This window comes from Acidihalobacter yilgarnensis (assembly GCF_001753245.1).
Classification (GTDB): Bacteria; Pseudomonadota; Gammaproteobacteria; order DSM-5130; family Acidihalobacteraceae; genus Acidihalobacter; species Acidihalobacter yilgarnensis.
Map to the genome: position 1 here is coordinate 2,872,507 of NZ_CP017415.1, position 19,673 is coordinate 2,892,179.

A 19,673-nucleotide genomic window follows, 5' to 3' on the forward strand; every position below is an offset into this window, starting at 1 on the left:
TTCAAATATTGGACATCGCATTCGGGCCTCTTACATGCACGCCAACTTGTATTTCACGCGCATATTGCCCGTATTGGACCTCTGCACGCAGCACACCGTGCCCGGTCCGCTCGGCAACCAACGGCAGGCTTAGCAAGTTACGCCCCTGCTTGAGCTTGCCGTGCCAGACAATCTCTCGCTCGCCGGGATGGCCGGCAACCTCGACGCCCACCGGTAACATAACGGTAAAACGAACGCCATCTACCGGCTTGGAAGCATTGAACACGAGTCTGATCGTGTCCTTACCCTGTGCAAGCTGGACCATCGGTGTGGCGTTTTCCTGGGCTTGCCGCTGCACACCGATACCGATACCGATACCCGCCAGCAAGCTTGCCGCAATCGCGAGTCCGACCATACGTTGACGAATGGGCTTACGCGTCGGCGGCTGCCGGACAGCGGTGGCGATGGCCCGTTCGGAAAACCCCTGACGCATGGGTGGCACTGGCAGTTTGCGCAGGTCGTTCCACACGCGGCGCTCCCAGCTCAAATGCTCACGACAGGCCGGGCAGTAGGCCAAATGTCCATCCAGCTCGCGACGATCCTCCGAAGAGATCGTGCCATCCAGATACCGATCAAAACGCCTACGATAGACTGGGCAGTTCATCGGTCATCACCTCGTCCAAAAAATAGAGTTCCTTCTGGCCGACCTTGCGGGCCATCAGGCTGTCCTTAAGCGCGCGGCGCGCGCGGAACAAACGCGACTTCAGGGTGCCGACCGGCACGTCCAGGGTTTCCGCCAACTCCACCAGGCTGTAACCCTCGACGTCGTGCAACATCAGCACCGCTTTCTGCTCTTCGTTGAGTGCCTCCATGGCCTCCATGATATGGCCTTCGAGAAGTCCATGTTCGACGGAGGTCTCAGGGCCGGCCTCAGGGGAGGCCATACGGTCCCACACGCCCATGCAGCCCCCATCTTCGTCCGATTCGCCATGTTTATCGAGATGCCCCTGTGGGCTTCTCGCATGCCGCCGGCGTCCGTCGACGAATAAATTGTACAAGGCACGCATTAACCAAGGCTTCAACACATCGATGCTAGCCAGCTCTGCCGACTTGGGATAAAGCTTGATCAGCAGATCCTGCACGAGATCCTCAGCATCCTCCTGGTGCCCGGTAAAGCGATAGGCTACCCGGTACATTGTCTCGACATGAGGCGCGATCAGCGCCTCGAAGTCATCGGGCGGCAGCGGCCTGCTAAACCATTTGCTGAGTCGTTGACTGTTCATCACCTACTGACACGACGGATACAACGAAAAGGTTCCACGGGCGAACACGCGCGTGATAGGCGATAGATTATCTGGATTCAAGGATAGTTTGAACTGATTGATGTCCAGGCAAATAGTCGCGTGATCAGAAACCCGTGTGCACGCTCCCCAGATAGGCATTTGCGGGATAGCCCTGCCGCTCCCAGGTCCCGGCGACCGGATGCCTCGTGGCGACGATACGATTTACCCATTTGACTGACTTGTAGCCATACATGGCAGGAACGACCAATCGCAGCGGGAATCCCCCTCTCGTGCTCAGCGGGGTTCCGGCGATCCCGTAAGCCAGCAACACGCCATCCGCGCGCGCCTGTTCAAGACTCAGACAATCCACGTAGACGCCATCTGCGGAATAGAAGACCAGATAGCGAGCATTCGGCAACAATCGCGCCTGCGCCAGCAGGTTATCCGTAGTCACCCCATCCCAGGGTACGTCGGGCACGCTCCACCCGGTGACGCAGTGGAAGGTTTTGCGCTCGCGCGTCAGCGTCAAGCGTCGGATTTCGTCTAGACGAAGCGTAGCGGGTTGCGCCACCAAACCCTCGATCGCGAGCCGATACCCTACCGGCTCGATGCTCGGGAAAGCACCCGTATAGCTGTAGCGTTCGGGGAAGGCCCACTGTGCTGCAGCATCGCTACTGTCGATACCATCGCCGCTACCTGGCGCGCCGTCCATTCGACGCCGTCCGCCGACTAAGCCGAGAAAACCGAAACTCGCGGCCACCATCGATGCACCCAGTGTAATGAAGCGGCGCCGCGTGAAATCGATACGCCAGTTCAGTGGGTGATCGGTCCGCTGAAAGGACACCGTGCGCAACAACGCATGTATCGTCAACCAGCCCATGAGGCCGTAGGCGACCCAGCCATGCCAGCCGAAGGCAACGGCATTCCAGCGCACGGGGAAGCTCGCATCGAACCACAGCACATAACCGCTGACGCCCAAAAACAGGCCGCCGGCGGAAACCAACGCCCAGTCGACCAGACGCACCCGCCGCAATAATCGCGGTGACGACAGCAGTGCCGTCATCAGGGCGATCAGAAAGGCTGAACCCAGCCACACGTGCAGTGCGTAGATCCGCTGCAGCCAGGGCAGTAAAACGGCGTGCAAAGCCGGCAAGTAGATCGCTACGCCGCTCAGCATCAGCACGATGAACGACACAAGCAGGAAGACATGAGTCAAACGCAACGTTAACGGCCAGCTACGGCGTCGCAGCCAGTGGCCGAGCGCCGGCCAGTGCGCCGCCAAGGTCTTGTGGGCCAGCAATCCCACACCCAGCAAGGCGAAAGGCAGTAGCCCCCATAGATAAACAGGCGATGGCACGGTCATGTTGCTTCCTCAAGCGTACGGCCAATCAGCCGCTTTCCGCCTTTAGACGCGACGAGCCGGGAAATATTACAGTGTAGCGGCAAGTTACTGCGCCTCTCTGGGATGACGGCCCTTGAGTTTGCTCAGAATCTCCTCGCGCGCCTCGCGCAGGATCGAATCCCGATCAAGCGAATCGAGAATTTCCCGCACCATACGCTTGGGCCCACCCTCGCCCCAAGACTTGCCTGCCGCCAAGTAGCGCTCGGCTGCCTGACCCACGACGTAAGTTGCAAAGTAAGCCACCGCCCCCTGAGCCGTACCCGTGGCCAATGTCGAAAACCCACCGCTGCCGAGCTTGAGTAATCCGGAAACCAGGTTCAGTGCCCAGGCCGTACCCATCAACGCGGCCAGCTGCCCGGAGATCACCGCTACCAGACGTCCAGCCTCGACGCGCGAAAAAGGCATACCGTACACACGGCTCAGATGTACCACCATGCCGATATCGAGCATGACGGCCGCCACCAGATCGGCACCAGGGATCGGATTGAACCCCACGGCCACACCTTTGGACAGGCAATACAAGCGTATCACCCGTTCACCTATCGCATGCTTGGCGGCAAGTATGCGCTCCGCCACGCGGTCGCTCAGGCGGCCTGCGAACAGGCCCGCGTTCAAGGCGGCCAAGGTCTTGCCCTCGGCCTCCAGCACAGACCAGAGACGCAGCTTGAGATCATCGATATCCACTGGGGGACGGAAGCGTTCCTCGGTCTCTTCACCGGCGGCATCCACGCGTACGCGTACGCGGACGCGTTCAGCGGGCGCGGCGGCGGTCAGTACCAGACGCTCGGGCGCCAATTGGTCCTTCACGCGCGACAACAATACCTCACGCAACGTGGTCCGTTCGTCGGCGGTATAACGATCTGCCTTGTTGAGGACCAGGATCACGGCCGCCTGTTCGCGCAATACCCAGCCCAGCGCCTCAAATTCGGAGGCAGTCATGTCGCCGTCGATGACGAACAAGATCAAATCGGATTCCGTTGCGACTTCCCGGGCCAATCGTTCGCGTGCCTCGCCCGCCACCTCGTTGATGCCCGGCGTGTCGATCAAATAGACGCCACCGGCATCGAAGGACTCCCAGCGGGCCTCGGCACTGTGGCGGGTTTCGCCGTGCAGTGGGCTGGTGGCGAAACGCTCGTCACCGAGCAACGCGTTGAGCAATGCTGACTTGCCGACGCTGACGCGGCCGAACACGGCCACATGCACATGACCGTGCTCGATCTTGTCCAGCAAACGCTGCACGCGGGCGTAATCTTCCGCCAGCTCCGCTCGGACGACAGCCGGCACGCGCTCGTCATCGAGCAGTTCGCGCAGACTTTCACGCGCCAGCGACAGGTGCCGTTCGCCGCCGCGATCCTGCACAGCGGTCGGCTCGCCCTCAGTCTCCGCGCTCGCGCTGGGTTTTGACCAACCATTCGGCCAGGCGGCGCGCACGCGCTTCCAGATCTTCACCCAACACCTCCCTGAATGCCTGCTCGACCATGCCCTGGCTCAGCTGTCCTCGACTTTCGAGTGTACGCGCGACGGCACGCCCCAGGGCATCGAAGATCAATCCATAGGCGATTGCCTGCACCACACCGCCCACCACCGTACCCAAACCTGGAAATGCCTTGAGACCGTTGCCGACTACGCTCAGCACCAGCGGCAATACGCGTCCAACGCGACTCTGCACACCCTTGAGAAATTGCTGAATATCGAGAGCCTGCACCGGCACCTCGTACAGCTCGCACAATTCGCGCACCAGTGCGGTGCCCAGATAACCCTGCACCAGTACGTCAGCACCTGGGGCCACCGTGGCCATCGCCGCCAAGGCCGCCTTGCGCGAGCTGCTACGGATCAGACGATCCGCAGCCTGACGCCGCCAGTCACGCTCGGCGATGGCCAGACGCTCGGCGGCCAGGGCAAAGATCGCGCCGTCGCGCAACTGCTCCAGCAGTTGCGGATCGCCGTCGACCGAGCGCTGCAGTGCGTCACGCAAGGCGGCCACTTCCGGGGGTGTCGCACGAAGCTCGCGCACCTCGCCGCCGCCGGCCAACTCGCGAACGACCTCACGCTGCCCGCCGGCGCTCACTGCCACCACCGGTGCCACCACGCCCTCCGTCGCCAGCCGTTCACGCACTCTCGCGGCAATCTCCGTCAACAACTCGGCAGAATGCCGATCACTCTTGTTGATCGCGAGCACCAGCGGCTTGTGTAGGGCCGCTAGCCGCGACAAACCGGACTGCTCGCTGCGAGTGAGATCGCCCTCGACCACGAATACCACCAACTGCGCACGCTGCGCTTCCGCCGTGGCCAATTCGTCCAACCGACCGCCGATCTCGCCGGTACCCGGGACATCGGCCAGCACCAGTTCGTCGCCTGCCGGACTCTGCCAGTGGTAATGCGTCACCGTACGCGTCACACCAGCCCGTACGCCGACTTCCGCCTCCGCGCCCGGCACCAAAGCCCGGATCAGGCTGCTCTTGCCCACGCTGACCTCGCCGAACAGGGCCACGTAAAGCCGCCCGCTCGCTCGGCGCGCACCCAGTTCGGCCAGTTCAGCACGAGCACTGGCCACATCGATGCCTCGCGTTTCGGCCGATTGCAGGCGCGCCTCAAGCCCGATTTCCCCTAGATCACCATTCGTCTGTTGCGAGTGCCGGCCGCGCGGCGCTCGCAACAGACGGAACACAAGCCAGGCTCCAGCACCCAAAAACGCCAGCAACAGAACGAAATAGGTCGCATAAACCCAGGGCGGCAACTCGGATAAGCGCTGCCATACGCGCAGGACAAGATCGGTGATCGCGAGCGAAAGCAACAATGCCAGCAACAGAACGAGCGCGAGGCCCACGCCGAGGAGCTGTCGAAGGGTTGGTTTGAGATTCATGCCGCGATTGTAGCGAGCCCTGCGACGCGCGTCAGAGCGCGGGGAAATCGAGCGTCACGCTCAGCCCCGGTTGCGCATCACCCAGGCTCACCGTGGCACTGTGCAGCTGCGCCACGGCCTTGACCAGTGCGAGGCCCAAACCGTTCCCGGGTGTGCTGCGTGCGGTATCCAGACGGACAAAACGCTGCATCACCCGCGCATGCTCCGCATCCGGTATCCCCGGCCCGCTATCGCTGACGGTCAAGCGCACCCGCCCCGGTTCGCGGCTCAATGCCAAACGCACGTGACCACCGGTCGGTGTGTACTTGATTGCATTGTCCAACAGATTACCGACGGCCTGGGCGATCAGATCCCGATGCCCGCTGACGCAGGCTCCGGCTACCCGGTCGAAATCAAGTTGCAGTCCCGCTTCTTCGGCCAACGCGCCGTAGAGTTCGCCAAGATCGGCAGCCAATGCGTCAAGGTCCACCGGCGAGAAATCCTTACGCCGCATGCCCGCTTCTGCCTGGGCGATACTCAGCAGGGCATTGAAGGTCTGGATGATGCCCTCCAGATCCGCCACCGCACCCTCGATCACCTCACGATATTCGGTCGCCTCCCGCGCCTCCAGCAGCGCCACCTCAAGCCGGTTGCGCAGGCGCGTCAATGGGCTGCGCAGGTCGTGCGCGACGTTGTCGGTGACCTCGCGCATGCCACAAACGAGTTGGTCGATACGACTGAGCATGGCGTTGAGCCGCTCGGCCAACTCGTCGAACTCGTCGCCCCGGCCAGCAACCGGTATACGCTGCGACAGACGCCCCGCCATGATTTCGCCGGCAGCTTCGCTCACGGATTCCAGTCGGCGCAAGACATTCCGCCCCATCAACACACCGCCCAGCAACGACATCAACGCAACCACGCCGACCCCCCAGGCGATCGAGGCGAAGGTATGATCGGCCAGTTGTTCCTCGCTGCTAAGTGCCTGTCCGATCAGTAGTCTCGCGCCCTGTTTGAGTGGCGTCGTCAAGGTCCGAACGTCCACATCGTCGTCGTCGGCGCGCTGATCCTTCGGGATACTCAGGTTGTCGAGATTGATGTAACCGAAGCCGTGTCCCCCGTCGAGCCCTGACGGCCAGAACAGGAAATTGCCGGCCAGCCGTTGATCGCCTGCGCCGAGTATCAACCAGAAATGCCCACCGCTGACGTCGTCGCGAGCGCGTCGGTTTACCGTTGTCGCCAATGCTGACAGCCCGCCTTTATGGTACTCATGAATCAGCCCGTCACGCTCCATGATCAGCGCCGCATCCACCTGAGCGGTGATATAACGCGTGGTCGACCAATAGATCACCCCCAACGTCACCGCGGTCAACAAGCTGTACAGCAGCGCATAGAACAGCGACAGACGGAAGGCCGTGGTCTGAAACAGCGCATAGCGTCTCTGCAACCTTCGCAACGGGGCCACGCCGTCAATGCCACGCGCGCCACGCATCAGTCGCGGGGCAGCTCGGCAACCCAAGTTTCGGTCAGGGGACGCTTATCGTAGACCAGTTGCGCATGCACACGTACCGGGGCATCGCCCTTGGGTTTAAGCGTGAACTCCAGGCGCCAATCGCCGGTCACGGCGTTTTTCGCCACCCAAGCCTTGACCAGCGTGGCAGGCCCATCGATGCTGACGGAAGGCTCCAAATGGACCCACGTGGGCAGATTATTGAGATCGCCACCACGGAAGTTGATCACGTAGGTCTCCTGGCCGCCGTCAATCGAGGCATAACGCGTGCTGGCCACATGGCCCAGCGGCGGCAAAGTCTGTTTATCCCCCTGCCAAGCAATGCGATAGCTCAACTTCATCGCCTGACCGGGTTTCGGTTGCGTCGCAGGCTCCCAGAAAGCGGTAATGTTGTCATTGGTCTGGGTACGCGTGGGCAGCTCCACCAGGACGACGCGGCCCTTGCCCCAGTCACCCCCGGTTGGGGTGACCCAGGCACTCGGGCGCTTCTGGTATTCCATGCCCCAGGCTTGGTAATCGGCATATGCGCGCGCGCGCTGCATCAACCCAAATCCCTTGATGCCATCGAAGGGCATCTCATCAACGACCAGACGCTTTGGATCGCGCAGGGGTATCCACAACCAATGTCCCTCGGCGGTTTCGATGGATAGACCATCAGAGTCGTGCGCCGCCCGCACCAACGGATCGAAACGCGGTCCGCCATCACGCCCCTGCAGATACATGCTGGTCAGCGGCGCAATACCCAAGCGCTTTACCGGCTTGCGCGCGAACAACACCATGTCCACGTCCACGGTGGTCTCCACGCCCGGATGTACCACGAAGTGATACGCGCCGGTGAAGCTCGGGCTGTCGAGCTCCGCGTAGAAACTCAGCGTGCTCGCACCCGGTTTGGGCTGCACAATCCAAAAGGCGCGGAAATACGGGAATTCTTCGGCGTGGTGCGGTACGGCCGTATCCACCGCCAACCCGCGCGCGGACAAGCCCCAGGCTTGCCCCTCACCCAATGCGCGGAAATAGCTGGCACCCAGGAAGGACAGGAACTCGTTCACGCCGGCACCCGGCTTGAACGGGTAATAGAGACTAAAGCCGGCCAGCGGTACCGGCCCGGATAACTGCTTGGCGATGGCCGCGTCGAAATTGAAATCGGTCTTCGGAAAATTCAGTTCCACGGGCTTGCCGTTTTCGAGCAGGTAGACGCTCACCGGGTGGTGAAAGAGATAACCTGCCGGGTAGAAATTCGGCTTTAGCAGCGCGGTATTTGGCCAACCCGGCACACTGCCATTGAAACGCAGGCGCTCATAAGCAGGGAAATCCAGTCCGGTCAATGTCGACGAGACCGTCGGCAAGGGCTTGTAGGGATGCGCCGCGCCCTCGCGTACACGCTTGACCAATACGGCCATGAAATCGTTGGCCGGGCCCGTTGCCGTGGCCTGTGAAACGACGGAGGGCAAGCTGGGCATGGCCTTGATCTGCGCGATTTGGTGCCGGTAACGCGCCTCGTCGGCCGCCAATCGCGCGTCGGTTGACGCCAACCGTCGGCGTAGTTGCGTCTGCCCGTCGCTCAGTGACTTGAGGCGTGCGTCTAGATTCGCCGCCAGTGCCTCGCGTGCCTGCCTTTCTGCGGCAACCTGATGATTGGCCACCTCACTGCGGGACAGGGCCTGATGTGCATCCGCCGAAGCGCGCTCCACCGCCTGCTGGGTCGCACATCCGCCCAACAACAGACTACTGGCAAGCGCCAATGCCCAAGCGCCGACACGCACGGCCGCGTCACCCTTCACCTGATACTCGTCGTGCCTCATCCTGCCTCCTCAGTGATTACCGGGCGCCAGCGTCGTGCCAGCTCTTCGCGCAGGGACCAGACGGCCCAGTGCAATTCTGTCAATGCCTCGCCATCAGCCAGGAGCATCATGCGCTCCCGTCGATCCAATGCCTCTGGGCCTTGCTTGAGCGCATCGAGCATAAGCCTGCGCCGGCTCATGGCGACCTCCTCGCTGATGCTGCCTGCGCGATCGCGCAGGAGTGCGCAGTGCAAGGCATTCACGCCTGGGTCGACGACGGCAGCAATAAATCCGCTACTCGACCCGCGCACCTCGCTCGCCAGATTTCTCTGAATCGTGTGGAACTCGTTCAGTAGCAGCGGTGGAGCAACCTCTTCCGGCGTTAGCAGCAAACCGACTCGGCGCAGTGCCGTTCCGGTCTCGACCCGACTGGTCCATACGGAAACCGGAATCGCGATCACCCAGGCACCCATCACCGGGATGAGCCACCAGAAATATCCGGGATTAAGCAGATAAACCGCCGTTGCCCAACCCACACCCAGCAGTGTTCCGGGGGCATGGTGACGTAACGCGTCGCGCCAGCCGGTACTCGCGTCGCCGCGCGTCTGCATACCCCAGCGCACTTGGCGGCCAAGGAAAATCGCAAGCACAAATAGCGTGTGAAACAGCATTCTGACCGGTGCGAGCACCACCGAGAACAGGCTCTCGACCAACGCGCTCGCGATCAGACGAAAAACACCGCCGAATTCGCCCGCACGTCCACGCACAAGCGCCAGCAACACCGCCAGTACCTTGGGTAGAAACAGGACGGCGAGGGTGAAGCTGGCGAGAGTCATCGCCCAGTGCGGATGCCATACCGGCCAGACGGGAAACAACACATGTTTATCCGGGAAATAGTCCGGTGGAATCAGGGCGTGCAGCATGGCCTCCAGACTTGAAAGCAGCAGGAAGACGAACCATAGCAGGGAGGACATATAAGCCATGATGCCGTTGAGGAATACGGCGCGGTGCGTGGGCTTCAACCCGCTGGCGAACAGCAGCCGCATGTGTTGCAGATTGCCCTGTGCCCAGCGCCGATCCCGCTTGAGTTCGTCCAGCAGGGTCGGCGGCGCCTCCTCGAAGCTGCCGTCAAGATCGTGCGCCAGCCACACGCTCCATCCGGCCCGACGCATTAACGCAGCCTCGACAAAGTCGTGACTGAGAATATCGCCGCCGAGCATACCTTTGCCGGGCAACCGTGGTAGGGCGCAGTGACGCATGAAGGGTTCGATACGGATAATCGCGTTATGCCCCCAGTAATGGCCTTCGCCCAGCTGCCAAAAGTGCATGCCGGCGGAAAAGACCGGCCCATAGAGGCGATTGGCGAATTGCTGCAATCGCCCGAACAGGGTGTTCTGATGCACGGTTGAAGGGACGGTCTGGATCAATCCCACACCGGGATTGGCGTGCATCGCGTCGGCCAGACTCGCCAGCGTATCGCCACTCATCAGGCTGTCGGCATCGAGCACCACCATGAAATCGTAGTGTGCGCCCCAGCGTCGGCAAAAATCGGCAACATTGCCACTCTTGCGCTTGATGTTATTGCGACGTCGACGATAGAAAATACGCGCCGCGCTACCCAGGCGCTGTCGCAGCCGCACCCAAGCAACCTCCTCGTCAACCCAGGCATCGGGGTCGTCACTGTCGCTCAGCAGGAAGAAGTCGAAATCGTCAATCCGGTTGATGGTACGCAGCGAGCGGTACATCGCCTCCAGCCCAGCCACGACCCGCTCGGGTTGCTCACGATAAGCAGGCATGATGATCGCGGTCCGTGCGCCACCGGGCGAGGCTTCCACCTCCGGGGGAGCGAGCACGATCCAGCGCCGCGAACCGAACAGCAACACCAACGTGCCGAAGACCGATGTCCACAAGCCGATCGATACCCATCCGAACAACAGACCAAACACGACCGCCAAGGCATCGTCGATTACGGCGAAACCCGGATGCGGCAGAATCCCCACCATAAATTCGCTGGCTACGACACTGGGAATCAATACCAACAGCGCCAACAACGCGCGCCGCCACAGTGCGGCTCGCGCCCAGGGATACGCGTGTGCGGGCGTCTCGTTCATGACTTCAATCGCTCCATTGCTCCGGGAGCATCGAACGACGCCATATGTCCGGCAGATCGAACAACGCATCGATACGAAGTGGGCAATCCGTCGCCTCTCCGGCAGCTTCCGCCGTCAGCCAGCGGCACAGACGAAACTGAGCAACCGCCGCAGCCTCGCCCCCCCGTGGCGGCACCTCGGCCCGCGATTGCCAATACTCGGCCATCAATGCGCGCAGACGTTCGAAGACCAACCCCGCGTCCGCCTCTCCCTGCCGGGCACGACGGATCCAGTCGGCGATCAGTGCCTCGGGCAAACCCAGAGTCACTAGATAATCTCGCAGACGTCGGTCCAGGCGCTCGCCAGCGGGCTCGTGGAGCGCGACCCTGCGGACGCGGGGTATCGAGTCTAAGGCTTCAATCGGTAAATCCATGGGCTTGATGGGTTCCATCCGGAGCAATCCGGGGAGATTTCGCTATTCGACGGGGCCGAGTCGATAACCGGCTCCCCTCACGGTGTGGAGCAGGGGCGACGTGAAATCACGATCCATTTTGGCTCGAAGGCGGGACACGTGCACGTCGATGACATTGGTCTGCGGATCGAAATGATAGTCCCATACGTGCTCCAGCAACATGGTGCGCGTCACCACATGCCCGGCATGACGCATCAGGTATTCGAGTAATCTGAACTCCCGAGGTTGCAAATGAATTGCCTGACCTGCGCGTGTCACGCGATGTCGGGCACGGTCGAGCACCAGATCGGCCACCTCCAACCGGTCCTCGATGGACTGGTCGGCCCGTCCGCGGCGCTGCAGCGCCTCCAGGCGCGCAAGCAGCTCGGAAAAAGCATAAGGTTTGGCGAGGTAGTCGTCGCCACCCGCCTTGAGACCGGTCACACGATCATCGACCTCGCCCAACGCCGAGAGGATCAGCACCGGCGTGGTACGGCCAGCCGCACGCAGCGCCGAGATCAGGGAAAGCCCGTCAAGTCCGGGCAACATGCGGTCGACCACAAGCACCTCATGCTCGCCGGAAACCGCACGCGTCAGTCCCTCGGCGCCATCGGCAACAAGGTCCACTTCGTAGCCGCTTTCCCGCAATCCTAGCGCGAGATAGGCGGCGGCCTCTCGGTCATCCTCAATTACGAGTACACGCATGGCCGCATTCTACTCAAGCCATCACGGGTGCGCATTGCGATCCGTTAATTATTCGGTAATGACCGTTGTGGTGCGGTCGATGGCAAACTGGAAAGGTATTATCACTGGCCGCCCCAGAGATAACAGGGTGCTCCCGAGCCCTATAAGCATCACACCACCAGACATAAGGATGACCGCATGAGCTTTGCATCGAAATGGAGTCAGCCCATACGCTGGCTACACTTGGGCCTGTTCCTCACGATTACCGCCCAGCTGTTCCTGAGCCTGGTCATGGCCGGCCCCGACGACAAGCATCAGAGCTTCCTCGAACACAGCACCCTGATCACACACGAATACGTCGGTCTGGTCGCAGCGACGATCATTCTCGCGCACTGGCTATATCTGGCACTGGCCGAGCGCATCACCTTCGAGCACCTGTTCCCCTGGTCCGCCGCCGGCATCCGCAGCGTGATCTCCGAGGTCAGCGGTCTGCTGCGCGGACGCTTACCCGACGACAACGAGCAGGCCGGCCTCGCCGGCTTCATCCATGGCCTAGGCCTCTTGCTCGCTACCGCCATGGGCTTCACCGGCACCGTCATGTATTTCCTGTTGCAGGCCGGCCAGATGGAGAGTACCCGCTATGGCATCGCGGTCTATATCCACGGCACGCTCGCCAACGTCATGTGGGCCTACTGGATCGGCCACGGGCTGATGGCCATCATGCATCAGCTCCTCGGCCACGACACCCTGCGCGGCATCTTCCGCCTGGGCCGCTGATGTCGCGGCTCACGTTCATGGGCACGCGCGCACTGCCGGCGATGGTCGCGGCCTTGCTGCTGGGCGGCTGCGCGAGCTACCACCCGGCCCCGCTGCCAACACACCCCGATCTGGCCACCGCCCCGACCGACGCCGCCGGCCGGCCGCTGACCCGTCTCAATCTTGCACAGACCGCACGACACGCAGTCGTCGGCGATCCCACCTTGCGGGCGGCGCGCATGAAGGCCGGCATCAGCGCCGCGGCACTCTACAACGCGGGACTGATTCCTGACCCCAGCCTAGGCTACAGCTTTGATCGGGTGACCTCGACCGGCCCTGGCCTGGTCAACGCCTACAGCGGCGGGCTATCCGAAGACCTCAAATGGTTGGTTACCCGCGGCGCCCACGTGGATGCAGCCCGTGCCGCGCACTTGCAACAAATACTGGAAATCGCCTGGCAATCCTGGCAGGTCAGTCAGCGGGCGCAGCAGCTCTATGTCCGGCTCTGGTCGTTGCAGCAACAGGCAAATCTACTGATGCGTAATCGGATGCTCGACCGCGAACGCCAACATCGCGTGGAGCGAGCGCTCAAGCGTGGCGACGTCACCCTGGATACCGCCGCCGCCGACCTGGTGACGCTGACCAATACCGAATCGCAACTCGCTCAAGTACGCGAATCCGTAATCACCACGCGCAGCGCGCTCAATAGCCTGCTGGGCCTGCGCGCCGGTGCCACCTGGCACCTCCAAGTCCCACACCCCGCACCTGCCCCGTCTCCGCAAGCGGTCAACGCCGCGCTACGCACGCTTCCGCGGCACCGCCCCGACCTACTCGCGCTGCAGGCTGGCTACCGCAGTGCGGACGACCGCTATCGGGCCGCCATTTTGGGCCAGTTTCCCGCGCTCAATGTCGGCATCACCCGCGCCTCCGACACCTCCGGCATCAAGACCGCTGGTATCGGCATCACGCTCAGTCTGCCGTTCTTCAATGGCAACCGTGGACAGATTGCCATCGCCCACGCCACGCGCCGACTACTCCGCGCCCAGTATCAGGCACGCCTCGACATGGCCGCGAGCCAGGCGCGGACCCTGTCCGAACAACTGCGCACCGTCTCCGCCACGCAGCAAACCCTTGCGGATCGTCTGCCCGAGCTGCGGCGGCTAGCGGCGAATGCCAGCCGTGCCTTCGCCGCCGGCAACCTCGGCGGCGCAAGTTATATCGCCATTCAATCCAGTCTGATCGCCCGCGAACTGGAAGCCATCCGACTGGATCAACAGCACCTGGAAGGCGAGATCGCGCTGAACACCTTGCTCGGACACCTCCCCGCCGGCGCGGCACCACTCAAACGTACGCCACAATGACTGCTCGCAAGTCCAGATACGCCACTCTGATGGCCGGTCTCGCGCTGTGTGGGTCGCTGGGCCTTGGCGTCGTCCGCGCAGACACTCCTCCCGATACCCAACCAACGCCGAGCGTGCTGATTGAAACCGGGCAGGTACGCAACCAGTCAGTGGGCGAATACCTCACCGTCTACGGCCAAGTCGTCCCCGACCCCGAGCGTGTGATCGGGGTCAGCGCAGCGCATGGCGGACAAGTCACCCAGCTGCGCGTGGGCCTCGGTCAGCAGGTCACCGCCGGGCAAATCCTGCTCCAGCTGGCCACCGATCCAACCGCGCGTCTGGCCTACGAGCAGGCGCGGGCACAGGTCGCCTATGCACACAAAAATTTGGCCCAGGTCAAGGCGCTGTTCGCCGAACAGCTGGCCACGCGCGCCGAGCTGGCCAAGGCCGAACAACAACTCACCAATGCACGCAACGCCCTGCAGGCCCAACGCAGGCTGGGCGCTAACCATGCTGAACAAATCATCCGCGCCCCGCAGGATGCGATTGTCACCCAACTCAATGTCGCCGCCGGCGACCGCGTCCAGGCCGGCGCCGCCTTGCTCGCGCTGGGCGCGCGTCACCGCCTCTGGATCAAACTCGGCATTGAGCCGGAGGATGTCGCCCGACTGCACCCGGGCATGATGGTTGCCCTGCAGCCCGTCTTCGGCACAAAAGCGCCCTTCCGGGCAACGCTGAGCCAAGTACACGCCGTCATCAATCCGGCCACTCATCTGGTCGACGCCATCGCGCCACTCTCGGGCAACATTACTCACGGGTTGATCCCTGGCATGTGGATGCGCGGGCATATCACGCTCGTACGTCATCCAGCCCTGACCGTACCGCAATCGGCCGTATTGCATGACGCCCACGGCGCCTACCTGTTTGCGGTCACGGCCGAACATCGCGCCCGGCGTATCGACGTTACCACGGGCCTGACCCAGGACGGACGCATCGCCGTGCAAGGGCGCGGACTGCACGCAGGTCAGACGATCGTTACCGTTGGCAATTACGAACTCGATAACGGCATGTCCGTACGCCTCGCGCCCGGCCGGCCATGAGCGCACGTGACCGCAGCTTTGCGGGCTGGCTGCAGGCCCATAGCCGCTCAGTCCTGTTCCTGATGGCGCTGCTGGTCCTCGGCGGCATTTATTCGGCGCTGCGCATGCCGGTGTCGCTGTTCCCGGCCATTGCATTCCCCCGCGTGGAGGTCTACCTGGACGCCGGCGACCGCCCCGCAAGCCAGATGGAGCTTGAAGTCACGCGCGTCGTCGAACAATCCCTTCGGGGCGTACCCAAGGTCACCGGGATCAGCTCGGCTACTAGCCGCGGTTCGGCCAACGTCGATGTACGCTTTAACTGGGGCACCGATATGCCCCGCGCCGTGCTCCAGGTCGAGGCCGCGCTGAATCAGGTATTGCCGCAATTGCCCGCTGGCACCCGCTTCAAGGTCCAGCGCATGGACCCGACCAAATTTCCCGTACTCGCCTACAGCCTGACTTCCAAACACCTGAGTCAGACCCAGCTCCGTGACATCGCGCGCTACCAGCTTGTGCCACTGCTCTCCAGTGTCCAGGGCGTGCGCCGCATCGGCGTGATGGGCGGGCAAACCGCCGAGTACCGCGTCACCGTGGATCCCGCGCGCCTGGCCGCACTGGGGCTGTCGATGACCAACGTCGAGCAGGCGCTCACTGCCGCCAATATCATCCGCGCAGTGGGTCGCCTGCAGGCGCACGACAAGCTGTTCTTGCTGCTCTCCGACACCCGCTTCAAGAATCTGGCCGAAATCCGCCATACCGTGCTGCGCACCGGCAAGGATGGCGTCGTCACGCTGGACGACGTCGCCACCGTACGCCTGGCCACGCGTCCGCAGTGGATCACCGTCACAGCCGACGGCCACCGTGCCGTGCTGGTCACGGTCTACCAGCAACTCGGCGGCAATACCGTGGCCATTGACCGCGCCATCCAGGCCAGCCTCAAAACCATCGAAGGGCGCCTGCCTGCCTCGCTGCACATCCACCAGTGGTACAACCAGAGTGGGTTGATCCTCGACTCTGCCGGCTCCGTGCGCGATGCCATCATCCTCGGCGTGCTGTTCGCGACCCTGGTGCTGTTCATTTTTCTGCGCAACTGGAAGCTGACGCTGATCGCCCTGCTCGTCGTCCCCGGCGTACTCGCCGCCGCCAGCGCCATGCTCTACGCCCTCGGCATGAGCTTCAACATCATGACCCTCGGCGGCATGGCCGCGGCGGTCGGACTGATCATCGACGACGTGATCGTGATGCTCGAACACCTCGTCCGTCGCCTGATCCAGCAGGGACACGGCCCGCGCACGGTGCTCGACGCGGCACGTGAGTTCACCCAGCCGCTGGCCGGCTCCAGCACCGCGACGGTAATCATTTTCGTACCACTGGCCTTCCTCTCCGGGGTCACCGGCGCCTTCTTCAAGGCCCTAGCGCTGACCATGGCGACCTCGTTGATCATCTCCTTCCTATTCGCCTGGCTGGCCCTGCCGCTGATTGCCGCACGCATGCTGGGCCCCAAGGACGCGCAACACGAGGCGGGTGGGCGCATCACCCACGCCACACAACAGGTCTATCGTCGCCTGATGCAGCACCTGATGCGTCGCCCCATCTGGCTGCTCGCCGGGCTGATCCCCCTACTGGTCGCGGGCGCGCTCGCCTTCGAACAGGTGCCGTCGGGCTTCATGCCACAGATGAACGAGGGCGGTTTCGTGCTCGATTATCAGACACCCCCAGCACCTCGCTCGCGGAGACCGACCGGCTGCTCGATCAGGTTGCGCACATCCTACGCACCACGCCCCAAGTCGATACCTGGTCGCGGCGCACCGGGACCCAGCTCGGCGGCGGTCTCACCGAGGCCAATCAGGGCGATTTCTTCGTGCGCCTCAAGAGCCCACGCGGCCAACAAGCGGTCATGGATCGTATCGCACAACGGATTCACGACAACGTACCCGGCCTGACCGTGCAGGACATGAACCAGCCGATGCAGGATCTGATCGGCGATCTCACCGGCTCGCCGCGCCCGGTGGTCATCCGTCTATTCGGGGATGACTGGAACCAACTCGTCAAGCTCTCACCGGAGGTTGCGGCGCGGATCAAGCAAATTCGCGGACTCAAGGAAGTGCAGGACGGGCTGGTGATCGCCGGCGACGCATTGAACATCCGCGTCGACCGCATCAAGGCTGCGCTGGAAGGTCTGACGCCGGCCGCCGTCACCGCCCAGCTCAATGCCTACCTGAGCGGCGTCGTGACCACGCACATCCAGCAAGGCCAACAGATCATCGGTGTACGCGTGTGGACCGCCAAGAGCCTGCGCCAAAGCCGACACCGTATCGAACGTCTGCTGCTGCGCGCCCCCGACGGCCATCTGGTGCCACTCTCGCGCATCGCCACCATCCAGCGCGTCACGGGTGTGCCCGAGATCACGCGCTACAACCTCAAACCCATGGTCGCGGTCTCCGCCCGCATTGAGGGGCGCGGCTACGGCGGCGCGATCGCCCAGGTGCGCCAGGCATTGGCAACGCCGGGACTGTTGCCCAAAAATGTCTACTACACGCTCGGCGGTCTGTATAAGCAGCAACAAATCGCCTTCCACGCCCTCGGCCTCGTATTCATTGCCGCTGCGGCCTTGCTATTCCTGGCCTTACTGTTCCTGTACGAACGCTTTCGGGTCGCACTGGCCATCATCTGCGCGCCCCTACTTGCCGTCTCGGGTGTCTTCATCGGTCTTTGGATCGGGGGGCAGACCCTGAACATCACGGCACTCATGGGCATGACCATGATCCTCGGCATTGTCACCGAGGTTGCCATTTTCTATTTCTCGGAACTGGTGCTGCTCAGCGCCAGCCTGCCACCCGGCGAAGCGCTGATCGAGGCAGGCGTCAACCGGCTGCGCCCCATCGCAATGACCACACTCGCCGCGATCCTAGCGCTCCTCCCGCTGGGCCTGGGCATCGGCCAAGGCTCGGCCATGCAACAACCGCTCGCGGTGGCCATCATCGCCGGACTGGTCGTGCAAATGCCGCTGGTCCTGATCGCCGTACCCGTGATTTTCAGCCGTGTCTTGCGCGCCAAGCCGGAGGAGCTGCTATCCTAATGCCCCAAATTTGCTGGGCTTATCCACGCCGGCCGTACACGAATCCCGCGAATCGGGTATCGTCACGCGAGCAACCACCACGCACATAACAATGAGGCAAGCGAGCGTATGATCCAAAGCCGAGGGTTCTGGCATTTCGCACGCGAATTCATCTCTCATCCAAGACAGATGGGCGCGCTGTTCCCCAGCTCACGTGCGCTGGCCAAACGTATGGCGGGTCAAGTACCCGAAGGCGAAGGCATCGTGGTCGAACTCGGGCCGGGACTGGGCTCCGTGACCGCAGCGCTCCTGGCCCGCGGTATTCCCGCGGAGAATATCTGGGCGATTGAATATTCCCCTCGCCTCGCCCTGCAACTGCGGCAGCGGTTTCCCGGCGTGCATGTGATCGAGGGCGATGCCAGCCACCTCTCGCAATTGATCGGGCCGCATCCAGAGCGCATCCGCGCCATCGTCTCCAGTCTGCCATTGCGCAGCCTGCCCAAACCGACGGTACAGGCCATCTTCGCCGAGTTGCGCAAGGTCGCCGAACCCAGCACCGTATTCGTTCAGTTCACCTATCACTTCCGCAGCGCCTGCTCCCATCTGCCGCTGGCCTTCGTCCCCTGCCACCGCAGCTTCGTTCCGCTTAATATCCCGCCGGCGCGCGTGGATGCATACTGCTACCACGAATGATGCGCGATACGCCGGCGGCCGCCAGGAGGAACCCGACATGCGACTTTACGACCTAGAAGTATCCGGCAACTGTCACAAGATCCGTCTGATGCTCGGGCTGCTGTCCCTCGACTACACCTTGCAATCGCTGCAGCGCGAAGACACCACCACCGAGGCCTTCCTCGCCCTCAGCCCGCGCGGGCAAGTCCCCGTGCTGGAAGACGAAGGCGAAGCCGTATGGGATTCGATGGCCATACTCGTCTATCTGGCCCGCCGCTACGGCGCCGCCGAATGGCTGCCGACCGAACCATTGCCCATGGCCCGAGTGATGCAGTGGCTGGCCGTCTCGGAAAACGAAATTCTCTACGGCATCGCACGCGCGCGCGCCGTGCTCAAGCTCGGTCGTCCATTTGACTTGTCCGCCTGCCAGCACATGGGGCGACAGGCGCTGGATATCATGGAAACGCACCTCACCGACCGCGAATGGCTCGCCTCCGAGGGACATCCCACCATTGCCGACGTCGCCTGCTATCCCTATGTTGCGCTCGCGCCCGAAGCTGGCCTACCGCTAGCCTCCTACCCTTCGATCCGGGCTTGGCTCGGACGTCTCCAGGCGCTGCCAGGTTACGTCGGCATGGCCGGTATCGAAGCGTAATCGAGTTCGCTGCGTCCTCCAGCATTACGCTACGGTACAGCCGCCCAGTAAACACGCAGTCTTTCAACTATCACCGCAGTAGCTCAGCATGACC

Annotated in this window: 15 protein-coding genes and 1 pseudogene; 6 read left to right on the forward strand and 10 right to left on the reverse strand. The window is 62.7% G+C overall.

Annotated elements, in window-relative coordinates; genetic code table 11:
* Position 1: 1 nt before the first annotated feature.
* The 10 genes from BI364_RS13860 to BI364_RS13905 form a co-directional block, all read right to left on the reverse strand.
* A complete protein-coding gene (locus BI364_RS13860; protein ID WP_070079251.1) occupies positions 2-643 on the reverse strand; it encodes an anti-sigma factor family protein in 642 nt (213 codons plus the stop codon).
* Complete coding sequence (locus BI364_RS13865) at positions 621-1,262, reverse strand: RNA polymerase sigma factor (RefSeq protein WP_070079252.1); 642 nt, start codon at positions 1,260-1,262, stop codon at positions 621-623. Before BI364_RS13865 ends, BI364_RS13860 begins: the two co-directional genes overlap by 23 nt.
* 124 nt (positions 1,263-1,386) lie before the next feature.
* Positions 1,387-2,625 carry a molybdopterin-dependent oxidoreductase gene (locus BI364_RS13870; protein WP_070079253.1) on the reverse strand — a complete coding sequence of 413 codons (1,239 nt, stop codon included), beginning with the start codon at positions 2,623-2,625 and terminating at the stop codon, positions 1,387-1,389.
* An 84-nt stretch (positions 2,626-2,709) separates the two neighbouring features.
* A complete protein-coding gene (locus tag BI364_RS13875; protein WP_233279522.1) occupies positions 2,710-4,113 on the reverse strand; it encodes a DUF697 domain-containing protein in 1,404 nt (467 codons plus the stop codon).
* A complete protein-coding gene (locus BI364_RS13880) occupies positions 4,040-5,527 on the reverse strand; it encodes a GTPase (RefSeq protein ID WP_070079254.1) in 1,488 nt (495 codons plus the stop codon). Before BI364_RS13880 ends, BI364_RS13875 begins: the two co-directional genes overlap by 74 nt.
* Positions 5,528-5,558: 31 nt before the next feature.
* Complete coding sequence (locus BI364_RS13885) at positions 5,559-6,995, reverse strand: sensor histidine kinase (protein ID WP_083251424.1); 1,437 nt, start codon at positions 6,993-6,995, stop codon at positions 5,559-5,561.
* Positions 6,995-8,815 (reverse strand): glucan biosynthesis protein, encoded by a 1,821-nt coding sequence (locus BI364_RS13890; protein ID WP_070079256.1) that lies wholly within the window; start codon positions 8,813-8,815, stop codon positions 6,995-6,997. Before BI364_RS13890 ends, BI364_RS13885 begins: the two co-directional genes overlap by 1 nt.
* On the reverse strand, positions 8,812-10,905 hold the full coding sequence (mdoH, locus tag BI364_RS13895; protein ID WP_070079257.1) for a glucans biosynthesis glucosyltransferase MdoH: 2,094 nt from the start codon (positions 10,903-10,905) through the stop codon (positions 8,812-8,814). Before mdoH ends, BI364_RS13890 begins: the two co-directional genes overlap by 4 nt.
* Positions 10,906-10,909: 4 nt before the next feature.
* Positions 10,910-11,335, reverse strand: coding sequence for a hypothetical protein (locus tag BI364_RS13900; RefSeq protein WP_070079258.1), 426 nt, complete (start codon positions 11,333-11,335; stop codon positions 10,910-10,912).
* A 24-nt stretch (positions 11,336-11,359) separates the two neighbouring features.
* Positions 11,360-12,040 carry a response regulator transcription factor gene (locus BI364_RS13905; protein WP_070079259.1) on the reverse strand — a complete coding sequence of 227 codons (681 nt, stop codon included), beginning with the start codon at positions 12,038-12,040 and terminating at the stop codon, positions 11,360-11,362.
* Positions 12,041-12,217: 177 nt separating this feature from the next.
* Here BI364_RS13905 and BI364_RS13910 point away from each other — a divergent pair, with 177 nt between their 5' ends.
* The 6 genes and pseudogenes from BI364_RS13910 (at position 12,218) to BI364_RS13935 (ending at position 19,579) form a co-directional block, all read left to right on the forward strand.
* Entirely contained in the window at positions 12,218-12,796 is a 579-nt protein-coding gene (locus tag BI364_RS13910; RefSeq protein WP_083251425.1) for a cytochrome b/b6 domain-containing protein, read from the forward strand.
* Complete coding sequence (locus BI364_RS13915) at positions 12,796-14,136, forward strand: TolC family protein (RefSeq protein ID WP_070079261.1); 1,341 nt, start codon at positions 12,796-12,798, stop codon at positions 14,134-14,136. The genes BI364_RS13910 and BI364_RS13915 overlap by 1 nt, the downstream gene beginning before the upstream one ends.
* A 29-nt stretch (positions 14,137-14,165) precedes the next feature.
* On the forward strand, positions 14,166-15,215 hold the full coding sequence (locus BI364_RS13920) for an efflux RND transporter periplasmic adaptor subunit (RefSeq protein ID WP_070079262.1): 1,050 nt from the start codon (positions 14,166-14,168) through the stop codon (positions 15,213-15,215).
* Between the two features lie 104 nt (positions 15,216-15,319).
* A pseudogene (locus tag BI364_RS18785) lies at positions 15,320-18,273 on the forward strand (efflux RND transporter permease subunit).
* 108 nt (positions 18,274-18,381) lie between these two features.
* Positions 18,382-18,945, forward strand: coding sequence for a class I SAM-dependent methyltransferase (locus BI364_RS13930; RefSeq protein WP_070079263.1), 564 nt, complete (start codon positions 18,382-18,384; stop codon positions 18,943-18,945).
* Positions 18,946-18,982: 37 nt separating this feature from the next.
* The gene (locus BI364_RS13935; protein ID WP_070080090.1) at positions 18,983-19,579 is read left to right on the forward strand and encodes a glutathione S-transferase family protein; all 597 of its coding nucleotides are present in this window, start codon (positions 18,983-18,985) and stop codon (positions 19,577-19,579) included.
* The last annotated feature ends 94 nt before the right edge of the window (positions 19,580-19,673 follow it).

Excerpts from the sequence above, each read along its gene's own strand:
- BI364_RS13905 (WP_070079259.1), bottom strand. The coding sequence starts at position 12,040 with ATGCGTGTACTCGTAATTGAGGATGACCGAGAGGCCGCCGCCTATCTC.
- BI364_RS13865 (WP_070079252.1), bottom strand. The coding sequence starts at position 1,262 with ATGAACAGTCAACGACTCAGCAAATGGTTTAGCAGGCCGCTGCCGCCC.
- BI364_RS13930 (WP_070079263.1), top strand. The coding sequence starts at position 18,382 with ATGATCCAAAGCCGAGGGTTCTGGCATTTCGCACGCGAATTCATCTCT.
- BI364_RS13900 (WP_070079258.1), bottom strand. The coding sequence starts at position 11,335 with ATGGAACCCATCAAGCCCATGGATTTACCGATTGAAGCCTTAGACTCG.
- mdoH (WP_070079257.1), bottom strand. The coding sequence starts at position 10,905 with ATGAACGAGACGCCCGCACACGCGTATCCCTGGGCGCGAGCCGCACTG.
- BI364_RS13880 (WP_070079254.1), bottom strand. The coding sequence starts at position 5,527 with ATGAATCTCAAACCAACCCTTCGACAGCTCCTCGGCGTGGGCCTCGCG.
- BI364_RS13920 (WP_070079262.1), top strand. The coding sequence starts at position 14,166 with ATGGCCGGTCTCGCGCTGTGTGGGTCGCTGGGCCTTGGCGTCGTCCGC.
- BI364_RS13910 (WP_083251425.1), top strand. The coding sequence starts at position 12,218 with ATGAGCTTTGCATCGAAATGGAGTCAGCCCATACGCTGGCTACACTTG.
- BI364_RS13915 (WP_070079261.1), top strand. The coding sequence starts at position 12,796 with ATGTCGCGGCTCACGTTCATGGGCACGCGCGCACTGCCGGCGATGGTC.
- BI364_RS13890 (WP_070079256.1), bottom strand. The coding sequence starts at position 8,815 with ATGAGGCACGACGAGTATCAGGTGAAGGGTGACGCGGCCGTGCGTGTC.
- BI364_RS13885 (WP_083251424.1), bottom strand. The coding sequence starts at position 6,995 with ATGCGTGGCGCGCGTGGCATTGACGGCGTGGCCCCGTTGCGAAGGTTG.
- BI364_RS13860 (WP_070079251.1), bottom strand. The coding sequence starts at position 643 with ATGAACTGCCCAGTCTATCGTAGGCGTTTTGATCGGTATCTGGATGGC.
- BI364_RS13935 (WP_070080090.1), top strand. The coding sequence starts at position 18,983 with ATGCGACTTTACGACCTAGAAGTATCCGGCAACTGTCACAAGATCCGT.
- BI364_RS13870 (WP_070079253.1), bottom strand. The coding sequence starts at position 2,625 with ATGACCGTGCCATCGCCTGTTTATCTATGGGGGCTACTGCCTTTCGCC.